Raw genomic sequence first — 17906 nt, 5'->3', positions numbered from 1 at the left:
TATGCCGCTAACCAGTAACTCCACCACTAAACCGCAGGAAATTGCCGCCATTGACCTTGGCTCCAATAGTTTCCATATGGTGATTGCCCGCGTCGTTAACGGCGCACTTCAGGTTTTAGGCCGCTTAAAACAGCGCGTACATTTGGCTGATGGATTAGACAGTAACAATATTCTTAGCGAAGAAGCGATGGAACGCGGTCTGGCCTGTCTGGCTCTATTTGCCGAACGGCTACAAGGTTTCTCGCCGGATAACGTCTGTATCGTGGGGACGCACTCCCTGCGACAGGCCGCCAACGCCGAAGTGTTTCTGAAACGCGCCGCCGAAGTGATTCCCTACCCGATCGAGATCATTTCCGGTCAGGAAGAGGCTCGTCTGATTTTTATGGGCGTGGAACACACTCAGCCGGAGAAAGGTCGCAAACTGGTGATCGATATCGGCGGTGGCTCGACCGAACTGGTTATCGGCGAAGATTTTGAACCACTATTGGCAGAAAGCCGTCGCATGGGCTGCGTCAGCTTCGCTCAGCAATTTTTCCCGAATGGTGAAATCAGTAAGGCTAACTTTAAGCGCGCTCGTCTGGCAGCGGCGCAAAAGTTGGAAACGCTGGCATGGCAATATCGCATTCAAGGTTGGCAGTACGCTCTTGGGGCTTCGGGTACGATTAAAGCCGCCCATGAAGTGCTGGTCGAAATGGGTGAAAAAGACGGTTTGATTACGCCAGAACGTTTGGAAATGCTGGTTGAGCAGGTGTTGCAATTCAAGCAGTTTAGCGCGCTGAGCCTGCCGGGTTTATCTGAAGATCGCCAATCAGTATTTGTGCCAGGTTTAGCGATTATGTGCGGCGTATTCGATGCGTTAGCGATCAAAGATCTGCGTCTTTCCGACGGTGCGCTGCGTGAAGGCGTGCTGTACGAAATGGAAGGCCGTTTCCGCCATCAGGATATTCGTCAGCGGACGGCAAAAAGTCTGGCCGATCACTACAATATCGATCGCGAACAGGCGCGCCGGGTGCTGGAAACCACCGAGCTACTCTATACCCAGTGGATGGAGCAAAACCCTAAATTGGTGCAGCCGCAGCTCGAAGCGCTGTTGAAATGGGCCGCCATGCTGCATGAGGTCGGGCTGAGTATCAATCACAGCGGAATGCATCGCCACTCAGCCTATATTCTGCAAAACACCAATTTACCGGGCTTTAATCAGGAACAGCAATTATTACTGGCGTCACTGGTGCGATTCCATCGTAAAGCCATGAAACTGGATGAATTACCGCGTCTTAACCTGTTTAAAAAGAAATACTACCTGCCGCTGATCCAGTTGCTACGCTTGGGTGCCTTACTGAACAACCAACGCCAGTCCACCACTAAGCCAGAAAGCTTACGGCTGATCACCGATGATAATCATTGGACTCTGCGCTTCCCTTACGGCTACTTTTCACAAAACAGTCTGGTGCAGCTCGATGTTGAACGGGAACAGGCTTATTGGAATGACGTAATCGGCTGGAAGCTGATTATCGAGGAAGAAGACGCGCCAGAAGCAGAAAACGAGACGGATTAACGCCGATGCTCTCCGAATTCAGGGGTCGCAGCTGGCCCCTGATGCTTATCTCTAACGGACAACACAGTGCAAAAACGAGTATGAGAAACAAAAAATCGACGCAGTTAACCAAAATCATATTACTGGTCAGTTTTATCATTCTGTTTGGCCGTTTACTTTACGCGGCAATCGCGGCGATTCCTCATCATCAGGAACGTAATCAATCAGAACAGATTGAGCAACCGGTGGATCGGGAATACACGCCGCCTCAGCCTGATTTAACGCCTTAATAGCTGATTTGCCTCTTAAGATAGGTAAGATGTCTGCCGCAGACCTCTTACCTATCCCACAGTCTTGAGCGTGGCGAATCGCGCTACGCGGATAAAACCCATAATCATAAATAACCGTGACAAAAATTTTGGCTGCATAGCGGCCACCGTTTGCCGAACACCTCTGTCACCCTGACATGACGCGAACAAATAAAAAGCGGGGTTATCCCCCCATAATGCATTGAGTTAAGGACCACTATGTCAGCCCCTACCGTTTCCGACGTACATCAGCACCCAACGTCCGCCAAATTTGACGCTAAAAAACTGGCCGCTATTCGTCACCGTATTCTTTCGCTATTACTGAATAATAAAGCGCTGGTTGACGGTATTCTCGGTCGCCTGGACGATCGGGAAAAACTCAGCGATGAACAATTGCTGGATCAAACCGCCGAGATTAAGCATTTGCTGGCCGACTTACACGCCGCGGATCTCGCCGATTTACTGGAAGCTTTGCCGCAAGATGAACGTCTGGCGCTGTGGCGTCTGGTGGATAACAACTCTCGCGGCCATACGCTGGTTGAAGCCTCCGAAACGGTGTGGGACAGCCTGATCGAAGAAATGAGCGATAAAGACCTGCTGAAAGCCATGCGCAATCTGCACGTGGACGAGCAGGCTTATTTGGCCGAATACCTGCCGCGCAACCTGATGGGGCGCTTGCTGACGTCACTCGATCCGGCTCAACGAGCGCGAGTGCGGGAAGTGATTCAATATGGCCGAGATACCGTCGGCCAGATGATGGACTTCGAGCTGGTCACGGTACGTGCCGACATCACGCTAGGAACCGTTCAGCGCTATCTGCGCTATCGTAAGAGCATTCCCGATGCCACCGATAAAATTTTCGTGATCGATCGGAAGAATACGCTGCTGGGCGAATTGCCCCTCACCACCATTCTGCTGCACTCACCGGATACTCAGGTGTTCAAAGTGATGAACAGTGAGCCGACCACTTTCCAGCCGGAACAAAAGGCAGAAGACGCCGCCGGGGCGTTCGAACGTTATGACTTGATCAGCGCCGCCGTTGTGGACGCCAAAGGCAAGCTGATGGGACGACTGACCATCGAAGAAATCGTTGACGTGGTGAATGAAGAAAGCGACACCAATTTACGTCGTATGGGGGGGTTAAGCCCGGAAGAAGACGTGTTCTCTCCGGTAGGACGCGCGGTTCGCACCCGTTGGTCCTGGTTGGCCATTAACCTGTGCACCGCTTTTATCGCTTCACGAGTAATAGGTTTATTCGAACATACCATTTCTCAATTGGTTGCACTGGCAGCATTGATGCCCATTGTGGCCGGCATTGGCGGCAATACCGGCAATCAGACCATTACTATGATTGTCCGTGCGCTGGCGTTGCACCATATCCAATTAGGCAACAGCAACATTTCATTCCTGATGATGAGAGAACTGGGTGTCGCGCTGATCAACGGCATAGTATGGGGCGGTATTATGGGCATTGTGACCTATATCCTGTACGGCGATTTAGCCATGGGCGGCGTCATGACGCTGGCAATGATGCTTAATCTGTTGGTTGCGGCACTGATGGGCGTCGTGATTCCAATGACCATGGCGCGGCTGGGGCGAGATCCGGCGATTGGCTCAAGTGTGATGATCACCGCGATTACCGATACTGGGGGTTTCTTTATTTTCCTCGGTCTGGCAACGTTATTTTTGGTCTGATCTCACTATCATTTTTAGGAACCCATGTGAAACGAGGGCTTATTCTCGCGGCGATATCAACCATGATAACGCGCGGAACAATGGTCAGTATCGCCCTTCTGTACTAGGATTCAAAAACCAGCGGCATTTTTCCTATGCCGCTGGCAATTCGCAGGTTACACATAAGGTTCGCCATGAGAATCAGAGCGATAGCACGAAATCATTCATATCATGTTCTTCTGAACATCGCGCTTATCAGCGGCCTGATTTACCTGCTCGCGCTTTTTTGCATCCAACTGTCGGAAACTTCACGTAACCTCGCGCCGCTGTGGTTCCCTACCGCTATTTTGATGGTGGCTTTATTTCATCTGCGGTTACGTTATTGGCCGCTGCAACTGCTTGTCGCTGGCGTGGCTATTATTCTGGCGAATATCACGCTCTACGGCCCTAGCTGGTTTTCTGTCCCTTTGACACTAATCAATCTGGTGGAGTCTATCGCCGGTGCCTGGCTGCTACGCCGCCTGTTAATGCCGAAAGATCCGCTACACAGCCTGTTTAGCTGGCTTAAATTTGTTTTGACGGCAGTTTTGCTGATCCCCATACTCAGCGGCTTCGCGGCAGCATTTTATCTGGCTCCGGACCACCGCGATTTCGGCCAGCTATTCACCCTTTGGTTTATGTCTGAATCCATTGGCATATTGGCGTTGGCACCCGTTGGGTTGCTTTATCAGCAAGGCTATTTCAGATCATCCCTGCGATCGCAAACTCTGTTTGAAATGATCTGGATGCTAATTTTATCTTTAACTTGCTGTTATCTGGCGCTGACTTACCTACCCTTCCCCTTTACTTTCATCGTGATGGCGCTGATTTGGGTCGCTATTCGGCTGCCCCGATTGGAAGCATTTATCATCTTCTGTCTCACCGCGGTATTGATTGCGCTGATGATTAATTTCAATCTGTTCACCAATCAGGTGAGCGGTCAGCTATTTATTCAGGCTTTTACGTTTATTCCGCTATTACTGGTGTTAGTGCCGCCACACGCGATGTCGATGGTGATGCACGCGTTTCGCACTGAAAAAGATCATATTATCGAGAGCGAAAACCGTTTTCGGAACGCGATGGAATATTCGGCCATCGGTATGGCACTGGTGTCGCCGGAAGGTAAATGGATACAGGTCAACAAAGCCTTGTGCAATTTACTCGGCTACAGCCAAGGAGAACTGCTCAATTTAACCTTTCAGGAAATCACCTACCCGGAAGATCTCACCGCCGATCTCAAGCTATTGGAAGACCTGTTTGACGGCGTGATCCCCAGCTACACCATGGAGAAACGCTATATTCGCAGCGACGGCGAAGTGGTTTGGGCGCTATTGGTCGTCAGCGTGGTTCGAGATCACGAGCAGCGTCCGCTCTATTTTATTTCTCAGGTTGAAGATATTAATGACCTGAAAAAAACCGAAATGGTCAATCGTCGGCTGATGGAACGCATTACCCTGGCGAATGAAGCCGGTGGAGTGGGAATTTGGGAATGGAACCTGAAAGAGAACACCATCAGTTGGGATAAACGAATGTTCGAACTGTATGATCTGCCGCCGAATACGATTCCTAGCATAGAGGCATGGCGAGATCGCATCCATCCCGACGACCGTGCGCGCATTGACCGCGAATTTGCCGCGGCGCTGACTCACTGTCAGCCCTATCGATTGGAATATCGCATTGTGTCTCGCAGCGGCCAAATCAGCCATATTCGTAATCAGGCCAATATGATTTGCGATAGTCGAGGCGATATTTTGCGTTTAATCGGCACTGCGCTGGACTTAACCGAAGTGAAAAGCCTGACAGAAGCCCTGCACGAAGAGAAGGAACGCCTGCATATCACGCTGGACGCCATCGGTGAAGCGGTAATCAGTACCGATCGGGAAATGCATATTACCTTTATGAACCCGGTGGCAGAAAAAATGACCGGCTGGGCCAATACCATCGCCCTTGGCCAACCTATCGATCAAATCATTCACTTAACCGATAGCAGCACCGGTTTAAACGTGGAAAATCCGGTCTGGTACTGTCTTAACGGGGTTTCACCGCCGCAAAATAACCTTTCGCTGATTTTGCACAATCGGGACGGCGAACGTTATGACATTAAGGATTCCGTCGCGCCGCTGAAAACCTTGGAAGGGGAAACCGTCGGTGCCGTTATGGTCTTCCAGGACGTCAGCGAATCGCGCGAAATGATGCGTAAACTCAGCTACAGCGCCTCGCACGATAATCTGACCAGCTTGCCTAACCGCGCGAATTTTGAGTATCAGCTGAAAAATGCGATTCAAAAAAGCATCGAACATAATCAACAGCACGCATTAGGCTTCCTCGATCTGGATCGCTTTAAAGCGGTTAACGATACAGCCGGACATGCCGCCGGAGACGCGTTGTTAACAGAATTGAGCGCGTTGATGCGTAAGTATTTACGTACTAGCGATTGCGTTGCCCGTCTTGGCGGCGATGAATTTGGCCTGTTACTGCAAAACTGCAGCGTCACCAGAGCTAAAACCGTGGTGCAGGGAATGGTTTCGCTGATTAATGACTACCCGTTCTACTGGGAAGGTAAGCAATACCGTATCGGCGCCAGCGCCGGTATAACCCAAATCAATAGTCAAAACAGCAAGCGTAGTGAACTGATGGAGCAGGCGGACATTGCCTGCTATACCGCCAAACACAGTGGTCGTGGGCAGGTGTATCTCTTCCAGCCACGGCAAAAACAGCTGTTGGCACGCCAGCATGAGCTACTGAGCAAAGATGAAATTCTGCATATTCTGGAAGAGAATCAGCTAGAGCTTTTGGCTACCGCCGCCGCTCCGCCGCTCATACCGAATAACGTGGCTTTCTACCAACTGGTCCCGTCGGTTATCCCGAATGACAAACAGGCCGTGAGCCAGGACGATTTTCTCTCGGCCTCCTTGCTTTATGGCCTGCGCCCGGAGGTAGATAAATGGATCTGCCACCAATTGTTATGTATACAGGGCGAAAATATTCAAAGTAAGGCGCTCAAGGTCGCCGTGGCTTTATCCGAAGAATCGCTACAGGAAGAAAGCTTTCGCCACTTTTTGCTGGATAGCCTGCAACAATCCGTCATTCCAGCCTCCGATCTGCATTGGTTGATACAGGAATCTACGCTGCTGCGCCATTCGTCCACTATCGATAATTTTATCACTCGCCTGCAGAGGCTGGGCGGCAAACTTATCCTGACGGATTTTTCAGCCAACATGAATGGTTTCAGTAGGTTAAATCACCTCAAGATGGATTATTTAAAACTCGACGTCGGTCTGATCGCCAATATTCATACCAATCAAATGGACGAAGTGATGGTCTCGATTATCAACGGCGCCGCTCACCAAGCCGGGGTCAAAACCCTCGCGGGGCCTGCCGATCAGTTGGCGATCCTGGATAAACTTAGTCATATTGGCGTCGATTTGGTCGACGGTGACAGTATTGCCCGCACCGCACGTCTGACCGATATTTTAGGCTGCGGTTATTTAAGCAATAAATAGCCTACGGCAGATTCAAAAATGTCATTTAGAGAAAACCTGAACCGATACCCGAATTATTCCCGCCAATGACTCTGATTTGTCGATTGCTCCTCTGCGCACTCTAAGGTAAAGTCGCCCCCCTTTATTTGGCCTGGGAGCAATTATGTTCATTGGTTTTGACTACGGCACGGCGAACTGTTCTGTGGCCATAATGCGGGACGATGCTCCCGAACTGCTGGTATTGGAAAATAACGACGTTTATTTGCCTTCCATGTTATGCGCGCCCACGCGAGAGGCGGTAAGTGAATGCCTGCATCGTCACTGGCAGGTGCCCACCGGCAGCGATGAAAACCAACAGTTGTTACGGCGGGCCATCGCTTTTAACCGTGAAGAAGATATTCCAGTCAATGCGGACAGCCTGCATTTTGGCCTGTCGGCGCTGGCTCAATACATCGAAGATCCGGAAGAAGTTTACTTCGTTAAATCCCCCAAATCCTTCCTCGGGGCGACCGGTTTAAAACCTCAGCAAATCGCCCTGTTTGAAGATCTGGTCTGCGCCATGATGTTCCACATCAAACGTCAGGCGGAATCTGCCGTACAAACCGAAATCAGCCAGACCGTCATTGGCCGTCCAGTTAACTTCCAGGGCTCTGGCGGCGAAGACGCTAACCGTCAGGCCGAAGGCATTTTACTGCGCGCCGCACAGCGTGCCGGTTTCCGCGATATCGCTTTCCAATTTGAACCGGTGGCCGCCGGTCTGGACTTTGAGGCGACGCTGACCGAAGAAAAAACCGTGCTGGTCGTCGATATCGGCGGCGGAACCACCGACTGTTCGGTGTTACTGATGGGACCAAACTGGCAGGGCATGGCGGATCGTCAGCAAAGCCTGCTGGGTCACAGCGGCTGTCGAGTTGGTGGTAACGATCTGGACATCATGCTGGCGTTTAAACAGTTAATGCCGCTGTTTGGTATGGGTAGCGAAACCGAAAAAGGCATCGCAATGCCTTCATTGCCTTACTGGAATGCGGTAGCCACCAACGATGTTCCGGCGCAGAGCGATTTCTACAGCACGGCCAACGGCCGTTTCCTGCGTGATTTGATTCGCGATGCGGCTAACCCGCAACAGGTAGAAATGCTGTTGAAAGTCTACCAACAGCGTTTGAGTTACCGTTTGGTAAGAGCGGCAGAAGAGAGCAAAATTGCGCTGTCTCAGCACGAGCAGATCGCCACGGCGCTGGACTTCGTCAAACCTGAGTTGGGGCAAATGATCAGTCAGCAGCAATTGGCCGATGCCATCACTCAGCCGTTGCAACGCATTCAGGAACAAGTCAACCTGGCGCTGTCCACCAGCAACGTCAAGCCAGACGTGATCTACCTGACCGGCGGCAGCGCCCGTTCACCACTGTTACGCAGCGCACTACAGCAACAGTTACCGGGCATTCCGCTGGTTGGGGGCAATGATTTTGGCTCCGTTACCGCTGGTCTGGCACGCTGGGCGCAAACGCTGTATCGTTAAAAATAGTGAATGTGTTGAGGCAGGATGCACCGGTTAACTAACGGTTATTTCCTGCCTCATTGACACCTATCCGCAGCCTTCTTCCTTTCCGTGACTCATTGACACAATGGCTTTTTTCCGCGCCGCCATCCTTTAAAATGCCGTATTTTTTACAAAACAGAACGTTACCCAGACAAAACTGAAAAGAATCAGCTTTCTATTCCATATTTCCTTCATTATTCTCCGTGAAAAGACAGCTAAACTAATAAAATATAAGTTATCTGGCTAACGCCTATTACGGATCGTCTCCACGTAAAATCACAAGCATAAAAGAGAATCCTTCGCCACTATGAATGCCAAACCTATACGCACTTCCCGCTCGGTAATTCTGGCAGATCTGGTGGCCGTCGTGATTATCGCCATTACCGTCTGGCGCCACTTCACACCGGCGGCCAAGCAAGCGGTACCAAAGAGCCGGGAGCCAGCCTGTTTTTAGCCGCAGCACAGGATATCCGCATTGGCGGCAGGCAATCTAACGCCAGTAACCACGACACTTTACAGGTGGGCGTTCTGAGCGCTTGGCGCATCTGGGGAGCCAAAATTCGCGCCGCATTTGCCAAACCGCCAGAGCTGGCGGACGTTAACGCCGCTCAACAACACAAAGGTGCCAAGCTGGGGCTGACTGTCGATCGTGAAAGGCTGGCGCGCTTGGGCACCCGCGTTTCCGATGCCAATACATTGCTAAATAACGCTTTTGGGCAACGACAGATCTCCACTATTTATCATTATCAGCCGTTAAATCAATACAAAGTCGTGATGGAAGTCGCCCGGCAATATACGCAGGACGTCAGTTCGCTGGATAAAATGAAAGTTACGTCCATCCACTGACAATTCTGTCCACGTTACCTTCCGCTGGCGTCGGCGCGTTGTTGGCTTTGGCGGTGCTTGACGCGCCTTTCAGTATGAAAGCCCTGATCGGTATTATGTTGCTGATTGGCATAGTGAAAAATAACGCCATCATGATGGTGGAGTTGGCTTTGGCAGCGCAGCGAAACGGCAATCTCAATGCCAGAGAGGCTATCTTTCAGGCCAGTTTGCTACGTTTCCGCCCGATTATGATGACCGTGCTGATGGCGCTATTTGGCGTCTTGCCCTTGGTTCTAGGCTGCGGCGACGACGCGAAACTGCGCCCCTCCTTGGGGATGAGCATCGTTAGCGGCCTGATTATGCGCCAACTTTTGACGCTTTATACTACACCGGCGGTTTACCTGTGTTTCGATCGCCTGTGCAGCCGTTTTAGCCGTCAGCCCCTACAGAGGATTGAGTAATATGTCCCCAGAAACGCTAACGCCGCTTCGGTCCACGTCGGTTCGCTGGCAGTTGTGGATCGTCGCCTTTGGCTTTTTCATGCAGGCGCTGGATACCACTATCGTCAACACTGCGTTGCCGTCAATGGCCGCCAGTCTGGGGGAAAACCCGCTGCGTATGCAGTCGGTGGTTGTTTCTTATGTGCTGACCGTGGCAGTTATGCTCCCTGCCAGCGGCTGGCTGGCGGATCGAGTTGGCGTGAAGTGGGTGTTTTTCTCCGCGATTATCCTGTTCACCATTGGCTCACTGATGTGCGCTCGATCCGCGTCCCTGAATGAGCTAGTTTTCTCCCGCGTCATTCAAGGTATCGGCGGCGCGATGATGGTGCCAGTTGGTCGTTTAACCGTGATGAAAATCGTTCCACGCGAACAATATATGGCGGCGATGGCCTTTGTGACTCTGCCTGGACAGGTTGGCCCGCTGATGGGGCCAGCGCTCGGCGGTTTTCTGGTGGAGTACGCCAGTTGGCATTGGATTTTCCTGATTAATTTGCCGGTTGGATTGATAGGCGCCATTGCCACTCTGATGTTAATGCCTAATTACACCATGCAAACTCGCCGGTTTGATATCAGCGGTTTTTTGATGTTGGCAGTCGGTATGGCTACGTTGACACTGGCGCTCGACGGCCATAAAGGACTTGGCCTGCACCCCGCCGCCATTGTTGGATTAATTATTTGCGGGCTGCTGGCGCTGCTGGGCTATGGGTGGCACGCCAAAGGTAATCCTTCAGCCCTATTCTCGCTGCGATTGTTCAAGAATAAAGTTTACACTTTAGGGCTAATTGGCAGTATGACGGGGCGTATCGGCAGTGGAATGCTGCCTTTTATGACGCCGATTTTCCTACAGATTGGTCTGGGTTTTACTCCGTTCCACGCTGGTCTGATGATGATTCCCATGATTATTGGTAGCATGGGAATTAAACGAATTATCGTGCAAGTGGTTAACCGCTTCGGCTATCGTCAGGTATTGGTCAGTGCCACTCTGCTACTGGCGGTGGTTAGCCTGAGCTTCCCGTTAGTCGCTCTGATGGGCTGGCTATGGCTGCTGCCAGTGGTTTTATTCTTTCAGGGAATGCTCAACGCTTTGCGGTTTTCTACTATGAATACGCTAACCCTGAAAGACTTGCCCGACAGGCTGGCAAGCAGTGGAAACAGTCTGTTATCCATGGTCATGCAGTTGGCTATGAGTATGGGCGTTAGCATCGCCGGGATCGTTCTCGGTATGTTTGCCCACAATCAGGTCGTCACTAACTCACCGGCGACCCACAGCGCCTTCCTTTACAGCTATCTCTGCATGGCGATTGTCATTGCCTTACCGGCGTTAATCTTTGCCAAAGTACCGCAGGATATTCGTAAAAACCGCACTCTGGATACAACAGGCCAGAAATGAGGACAGCATGAGAATTGGCATTACCAGTAAGTTATTTATGGCGATTTTCGCCACCTGTATGTTGGTGTTAATCACCATGCATTGGGGAATGCGTGCTAGCTTTGAGCGCGGTTTTATCGATTATATCAAGCACAGCAATGAGCAACGTATCGCCATGCTGGGTGACGCATTGGAAGAACAATACAAGCACTACGGCAATTGGAATTTCCTGCGTAATAACGATCGTGTGGTGTATCAAATCATGCGATCCTTCGAGCAAAACAGCGATAATAGCCATAATCTTCCGCCACGCGGCTGGCGCACCCAGTTTTGGGTAGTAGACAGTCACTTTAAGCTGTTGGTTGGCCACACCGGAGCAGTGCCTAAAGAGGGTTCACGCCTCCCCATAAAATATGACGATCAGATCGTCGGCTGGGTGATCGCCACCCCCTCGGAAAAACTCACTCGCGATGCCGATATCAATTTTGACCTGCAACAACGCCGTACCAGTTGGATGATTGTCGCCCTCTCCACTTTGCTAGCCGCCGCCGTAACCTGGCTACTTTCGCGGGGGATGCTGGCTCCGGTAAAACGTTTGGTGGAAGGCACCCATCGACTGGCTGCCGGGGATTTCAGCACCAGAGTAGCCGTCAGTAGCCGCGATGAACTGGGAAGACTGGCACAAGATTTCAATCAGTTAGCCAGCTCGCTGGAAAAAAATGAGCAAATGCGCCGCGACTTTATGGCCGACGTCTCTCACGAATTACGGACGCCGTTGGCCGTGCTACGCGGCGAGCTGGAAGCCTTACAGGACGGCGTTCGCCAACCTACGCCGGAATCACTCAGTTCCTTGCAAGCCGAAGTGGCGATGTTAACCAAACTAGTCAACGATTTGCATCAGCTTTCCATGTCCGATCGCGGGGCACTGGCTTACCGTAAAACTCAGCTGGATTTGGTGCATTTATTGCAGGTAGCGCTCGCCAGTTTCCGAAGTCGCATCGAGGAAAAACGGCTGACGGTAACAACTCACTTACCCGGACAGGCCATGATATTCGGCGACCCGGATCGCCTCACCCAGCTATTCCATAATCTGATGGAAAACAGCCTGCTCTATACCAACAACGGTGGGCAACTGAATATCAGCATGAGTCTCGATGACAATGCCCTCACGCTGTGCTGGCAAGACAGCAAACCCGGTATCAGCGACGAACAGCTACAGCGGATCTTTGAACGCTTTTATCGCGCGGAAACCTCACGTAACCGAGCGAGTGGCGGATCGGGGCTGGGTCTGGCCATTTGTCATAATATCGTCGAAGCCCACGGCGGAAAAATCGCCGCCGAACATTCACTTTTGGGCGGCGTATTGATTAAGGTAGACTTTCCGTTGTCACATTCACCAGGAAAATAAATATCCATGAATGAAGCTATTTTCGCCCCAGGCCAACATGGCCCGGTACTGATCGTTGAAGACGAGCCTAAGCTTGGGCAACTGTTGGTGGATTATCTACAGGCCGCGGGTTACCAGACCCGATGGGTGACCAATGGTGCTGAAGTCGTCGCCTCGGTACGGCAAGCTCCGCCAGCGATTATCCTGTTGGATTTGATGCTGCCCGGCAGCGACGGTATCAGTATCTGTCGCGAAATACGTCGTTTTTCCGATGTACCTATCGTGATGGTCACAGCGAAAACTGAGGAAATCGATCGTTTACTCGGGCTGGAAATCGGCGCTGACGATTATATCTGCAAGCCGTATAGCCCGCGTGAAGTGGTGGCTCGGGTGAAAACTATTTTGCGCCGCTGCTATAGCCCGCGAGAAATGCCCAGTGACATGGCACCGCTACAAATTGATGAGTCACGCTTCCACGCCAGCTATCAGGGTCACACCCTGGATCTCACTCCAGCAGAGTTTCGTTTACTCAAGATTCTGGCAATGCAGCCGGGGCACGTATTTTCCCGTGAACAACTGCTGAATAATCTGTATGACGACTACCGGGTCGTGACCGATCGTACCATCGACAGTCATATTAAAAATCTGCGACGAAAACTGGAGTCCTTCGATGAAGAAAAGCCCTTTATCCGCGCAGTATATGGAATGGGCTACCGCTGGGAGGCTGAAATGGGTCGTTTGCTCTAATGTATTTTATGCCAAAGGTGCGTTATGTTGGCTGAGTCAGGTACGCGAATCTCCATTATGGATAGCGTTGACTACACTGATTAGGAGACTACTCAACCAACAGGAGAAACACTATGGCCATCGGCTACTATGAGCTTAAAAAAGCGAAGAACGGTCAATATTATTTCAATCTGAAAGCCGGCAATAATGAAGTTATTCTCTCCAGCGAGATGTACGCCAGTAAAGCATCCGCTGAAAATGGTATCGCATCAGTCCAAAGCAATTCTCCCCTGGAAGCTCAATACGAATTAAAGCACAACGTTAAAAATGAACCTTACTTTGTGCTGAAAGCCAAGAATCATCAAGTTATCGGCGTCAGCGAATCTTATAGTTCTGAAGCCGCAGCTAAAAATGGCATTGCCTCTGTAACGAAAAACGGCCCCACCACCACCATTAAAGACCTGACGCTGTAGATTAATTTGTACCCTACTAACGACTGCGCGGCAGTAACAGGCCGCGCTCTTCTTGGCTATTTTGATCCAGATCATTTAAACCCTACAAAAATTGTGCAAGGGCTGATTTTCCGCTTTTCTGGCGCTACAATCATCGGCTTTTGCCACTCCCCAGGGCGTGGTTCTGACTTGAACTCAGACTGAGAATCTCCCATGTTTATACCTGAATTACTGTCTCCAGCCGGTACGCTGAAGAATATGCGCTACGCTTTCGCTTACGGTGCCGATGCCGTGTATGCCGGTCAACCTCGCTACAGCCTACGCGTTCGCAATAATGAATTTAATCATGAAAATCTGGCTTTAGGGATTCAGGAAGCCCATGCTTTAGGCAAGCGCTTCTACGTTGTGGTGAATATCGCCCCACATAACTCAAAGCTAAAAACCTTCCTACGCGACCTGAAACCAGTGATCGATATGGGGCCGGACGCGCTGATTATGTCCGATCCCGGCCTGATCATGATGGTGCGCGAAGCTTTCCCACAGATGGATATTCATCTGTCGGTGCAGGCCAACGCAGTTAACTGGGCGACGGTGAAATTCTGGCAGCAAATGGGGCTGACTCGGGTGATTTTATCCCGCGAGCTATCTCTGGAAGAAATTGCTGAAATCCGCGAACAAGTGCCAGAAATGGAGCTGGAAGTCTTCGTCCATGGCGCACTGTGCATGGCCTATTCCGGCCGTTGCCTGCTCTCCGGCTATATCAATAAGCGTGATCCGAATCAGGGCACCTGTACCAATGCGTGTCGCTGGGAATATAAAGTTGAAGAAGGCAAACAGGACGATATCGGCAATATCGTGCATATTCACCAGCCAATTCCGGTGAAAAATGTCGAACCAACGCTGGGTATCGGCGCACCGACCGATAAAGTCTTTATGATTGAGGAAGCCATGCGTCCGGGGGAATACATGACCGCCTCAGAAGATGAGCACGGCACCTATATCATGAATTCCAAAGACTTACGGGCAATCCAGCACGTAGAGCGTTTGACTCAGCTTGGCGTTCACTCGTTGAAAATTGAAGGCCGTACCAAGTCCTTCTACTATTGCGCTCGCACCGCTCAGGTTTACCGCCGCGCTATCGATGATGCAGTTGCCGGAAAACCTTTCGATCCTTCGCTGCTCACCACGCTAGAAGGCTTGGCACACCGCGGTTATACCGAAGGATTCCTGCGTCGCCACGTCCATGAAGACCAACAAACCTATGACTACGGCTACTCAGTTTCCGAGCGGCAGCAGTTTGTTGGAGAATTTACCGGCGACCGGCGGGATGGGCTGGCGGAAGTGGTGGTTAAAAATAAATTCTCCGTCGGAGATAGCGTCGAATTAATGACCCCAACCGGCAATATTCAGTTTACGCTGGAAAGCATGCTGGATAAAAAAGGCCAGGCTGCTGAGGTTGCTCCGGGAAATGGACATATCATGTATTTGCCCATTCCCGAAGAAATCGATGTGGAATATGCACTGCTAATCCGTAATCTGGATGGAACTAATACGCGTAATCCGCATGAAAAACAGTAGTATTTAGACTTAATATCTAATGCCACTCAATGAGTGGCATTTTTGACAAATATTAGAAATAGATCACATCTATTATAATGTCTGCAAGGTACTATAGCTCGAGTACAATAAAGAACTAAAATAGTTAGACAGCAAGACTAGGAACCACCTCCTTGGCTGGCCCAATCTCCCTTGGGCCGGCCTTTTCTTTTTAATTTCTTAACCAATTGAATTTTAAGTTATTTTTCACCACTAAATAATTAACCTAACGCGTTAAAATAATCGCTAATAACCCAATAAATTTCACTTAATTTATTAACCCGAATTAACGTAATAATACTCCGAATCCAGTTTAATTCTAATCCAGAATAACTCTACGCTATCCCCTATTTATAGGAATCAACCTACCCGATCTTACTTTTTATTTTCTGCGATTTTACTCAAATATTCTGATAGTCAGAGCAAAGCGTTATGGTTTACTGTTAGTGATATAACCTACCACCTCCGGAGCATGTTATGACTCAAACGCCACCCAGCCTTCTTATTCTCAACGGTAAAGAAGGCGGAAATCCAGAAGTGCGTAATGCAGTAAAAAACGTGCGAGATGAGGGATTAACCCTACATGTGCGTACCACCTGGGAACAGGGAGATGCCGCCCGTTATGTTAACGAGGCTATCGCACTGGGGGTCGATACCGTGATTGCCGGCGGTGGAGATGGCACCATCAATGAAGTCGCGGCAGCGTTAGCGGCTTTACCACCTGGCCATACGCTTCCCAGCCTGGGCATTTTGCCTCTCGGTACGGCTAACGACTTCGCCACCGCCTGTAGTATTCCTCTGCAAATCGATAATGCCTTGCAGCTGGCGATAAAAGGCCGCGCCGTTCCTATTGATATCGCTAAAGTTAATGACGACCGTTATTTTATCAATATGGCAACCGGGGGATTTGGCGCACGCATTACTACCGAAACGCCTGCGATGCTGAAATCGGCGTTGGGCGGTGCCTCATACTTTGTCCACGGTTTAATGCGTATGGACACATTAAAAGCCGATCAATGCGAGATCCGCGGCCCGGATTTTCATTGGTCTGGTGAAGCGCTGGTGATCGGAATTGGGAACGGTAAGCAGGCCGGAGGCGGGCAAGAACTTTGTCCGAACGCATTGATTAATGACGGCTTACTACAGCTGCGACTGCTTACGGCCACCGAACTTCTGCCCGCACTGCTGACCAGCCTGTTCAGCGGCGAAGAAAACAAAAATGTCATCGACGCCACGCTACCCTGGCTGGAAATCAGCGCACCCCATGACATCAGATTCAATCTGGATGGCGAACCCCTGTCTGGTAGCCAGTTCCGAATTGAAGTGATGCCTGCGGCACTCTTATGTCGTCTACCGCCAAACTGCGCATTATTAGGCTGATTCTTTCCTTATTGGATTGGGGCGAACATCTGCGCCCCAAGACTTCCCTCCCTGTATCCAGATCTGACGCTTGGTTTCTACGGTGATCAAGGCGTGATTAAAATTAATCAATTCCTAACATACAATCCGCTGAACGCTGCAAGGATCGACCGAGAGACATGGATCCTATTCCGTGCGGCCACCTCTGGCGGCACCAAGATATTTATACAGCGTAGGCTTAGAGATCCCCATCATCTGGCAAATCTGCGCCACGGTATAATTTTTCTCATCATAAAGTTTTACCGCCAAATCCTGTTTATCCTGACTCAGCGCTTTTGGTCTGCCGCCATTACGGCCCCGGGCGCGCGCAGCCCTTAATCCTGCCTGATTCCTTTCCTTGATCACATTACGTTCAAATTTAGCCAGAGCGCCAAAAAGTCGAAAAATAAGCTCCCCCGAGCTGGTCGAGGTATCAATACCATCTTCAATACTTTTTAGCGCGATGCCTTTTGTTTCCAATAATGCCATCATTCCAATCAGATCTTTAAGTGAACGACTCAGACGATCTAATCGCCACACTACGAGTGTATCGCCAGCACGAACAAAGTTTAGTGCTTGTTGTAAACCGGGCCGTTCCACTTTTGCTCCGTTGAAATGGTCTTCAAATAACCTTTCGCACCCTACCTGATTTAAAAAATCGCGTTGTAAATTCAATTTTTCATCATCCGCAGAGACACGGGCATATCCAACCAACATGGATTGGTCCTCTTTAAGTTAAATTACACGTTAAATAATTAATTTATCACCGTAGATATTTTTACCTAGTATATTAACCATATATTATTCATTTACTAATTTATCAGGATACTAATTAATCGTAAATAAGATAAAGATTAATACGTGATATCTAACAAGTTAAAGATTGTCTCAAGTCATAAGAATAGCGATTCATTAGCATCAACAGACTTCCGCCCATTTACTTAAATGATGAACTCGACTTAAATCAAATAATGGGTGTCCACCACGCCTATTCTGAAAATAAAATCATTTAAAACATAAGGTTAGTTTCTTAAGACATAATAATTAGAGTTTGATTATCTCACTGTGACAATAAAATA

13 protein-coding genes and 1 pseudogene are annotated in these 17906 nt (G+C 50.0%); 13 read left to right on the top strand and 1 reads right to left on the bottom strand.

The genetic code is table 11. The annotated features are described in order from the left end of the window. Nucleotide 1 precedes the first annotated feature (1 nt). From ppx to yegS, 13 genes and pseudogenes are all read left to right on the top strand, one after another. The gene (gene ppx / locus PL78_RS15715) at nt 2-1555 is read left to right on the top strand and encodes an exopolyphosphatase (protein ID WP_064516921.1); all 1554 of its coding nucleotides are present in this window, start codon (nt 2-4) and stop codon (nt 1553-1555) included. A gap of 80 nt (nt 1556-1635) precedes the next feature. After that, complete coding sequence (locus PL78_RS15710; protein ID WP_064518482.1) at nt 1636-1824, top strand: YfgG family protein; 189 nt, start codon at nt 1636-1638, stop codon at nt 1822-1824. A 237-nt stretch (nt 1825-2061) separates the two neighbouring features. Next, nucleotides 2062-3537: a magnesium transporter gene (mgtE, locus tag PL78_RS15705; RefSeq protein ID WP_064516920.1), complete on the top strand. Its 1476-nt coding sequence runs from the start codon at nt 2062-2064 to the stop codon at nt 3535-3537. 173 nt (nt 3538-3710) lie between these two features. Continuing rightward, nucleotides 3711-7058, top strand: coding sequence for a diguanylate cyclase (locus PL78_RS15700; RefSeq protein ID WP_064516919.1), 3348 nt, complete (start codon nt 3711-3713; stop codon nt 7056-7058). Between the two features lie 142 nt (nt 7059-7200). Beyond that, a complete protein-coding gene (gene yegD, locus PL78_RS15695) occupies nt 7201-8553 on the top strand; it encodes a molecular chaperone (RefSeq protein WP_064516918.1) in 1353 nt (450 codons plus the stop codon). A gap of 328 nt (nt 8554-8881) precedes the next feature. Next, nucleotides 8882-9028, top strand: a complete 147-nt coding sequence (locus tag PL78_RS20815) for a hypothetical protein (RefSeq protein WP_235600981.1) — start codon at nt 8882-8884, stop codon at nt 9026-9028. After that, nucleotides 9001-9860 (top strand): annotated as a pseudogene (locus tag PL78_RS20005) (efflux RND transporter permease subunit); the annotation flags it as partial. The gene PL78_RS20815 and the pseudogene PL78_RS20005, both read left to right, overlap by 28 nt. 1 nt (nt 9861) lies before the next feature. Then, the gene (gene mdtD, locus PL78_RS15680; RefSeq protein ID WP_064516912.1) at nt 9862-11289 is read left to right on the top strand and encodes an MFS transporter; all 1428 of its coding nucleotides are present in this window, start codon (nt 9862-9864) and stop codon (nt 11287-11289) included. Nucleotides 11290-11296: 7 nt separating this feature from the next. Further along, nucleotides 11297-12676, top strand: a complete 1380-nt coding sequence (baeS, locus tag PL78_RS15675; RefSeq protein ID WP_064516910.1) for an envelope stress sensor histidine kinase BaeS — start codon at nt 11297-11299, stop codon at nt 12674-12676. A 6-nt stretch (nt 12677-12682) separates the two neighbouring features. Continuing rightward, nucleotides 12683-13402, top strand: coding sequence for an envelope stress response regulator BaeR (gene baeR / locus PL78_RS15670; RefSeq protein ID WP_064516908.1), 720 nt, complete (start codon nt 12683-12685; stop codon nt 13400-13402). 113 nt (nt 13403-13515) lie between these two features. After that, nucleotides 13516-13854: a YegP family protein gene (locus PL78_RS15665; protein ID WP_064516906.1), complete on the top strand. Its 339-nt coding sequence runs from the start codon at nt 13516-13518 to the stop codon at nt 13852-13854. A gap of 237 nt (nt 13855-14091) precedes the next feature. Further along, the gene (gene trhP / locus PL78_RS15660) at nt 14092-15411 is read left to right on the top strand and encodes a prephenate-dependent tRNA uridine(34) hydroxylase TrhP (protein WP_235601041.1); all 1320 of its coding nucleotides are present in this window, start codon (nt 14092-14094) and stop codon (nt 15409-15411) included. Between the two features lie 495 nt (nt 15412-15906). After that, nucleotides 15907-16809, top strand: a complete 903-nt coding sequence (gene yegS, locus PL78_RS15655) for a lipid kinase YegS (protein WP_064516903.1) — start codon at nt 15907-15909, stop codon at nt 16807-16809. Between the two features lie 165 nt (nt 16810-16974). Here yegS and PL78_RS15650 read toward each other — a convergent pair whose 3' ends face one another. Next, nucleotides 16975-17544: a recombinase family protein gene (locus PL78_RS15650; RefSeq protein ID WP_064516901.1), complete on the bottom strand. Its 570-nt coding sequence runs from the start codon at nt 17542-17544 to the stop codon at nt 16975-16977. Between the last annotated feature and the right edge of the window lie 362 nt (nt 17545-17906).

The organism is Yersinia entomophaga, from assembly GCF_001656035.1.
Lineage (GTDB): Bacteria > Pseudomonadota > Gammaproteobacteria > Enterobacterales > Enterobacteriaceae > Yersinia > Yersinia entomophaga.
This window is presented reverse-complemented; position numbering and strand designations above follow the sequence as displayed.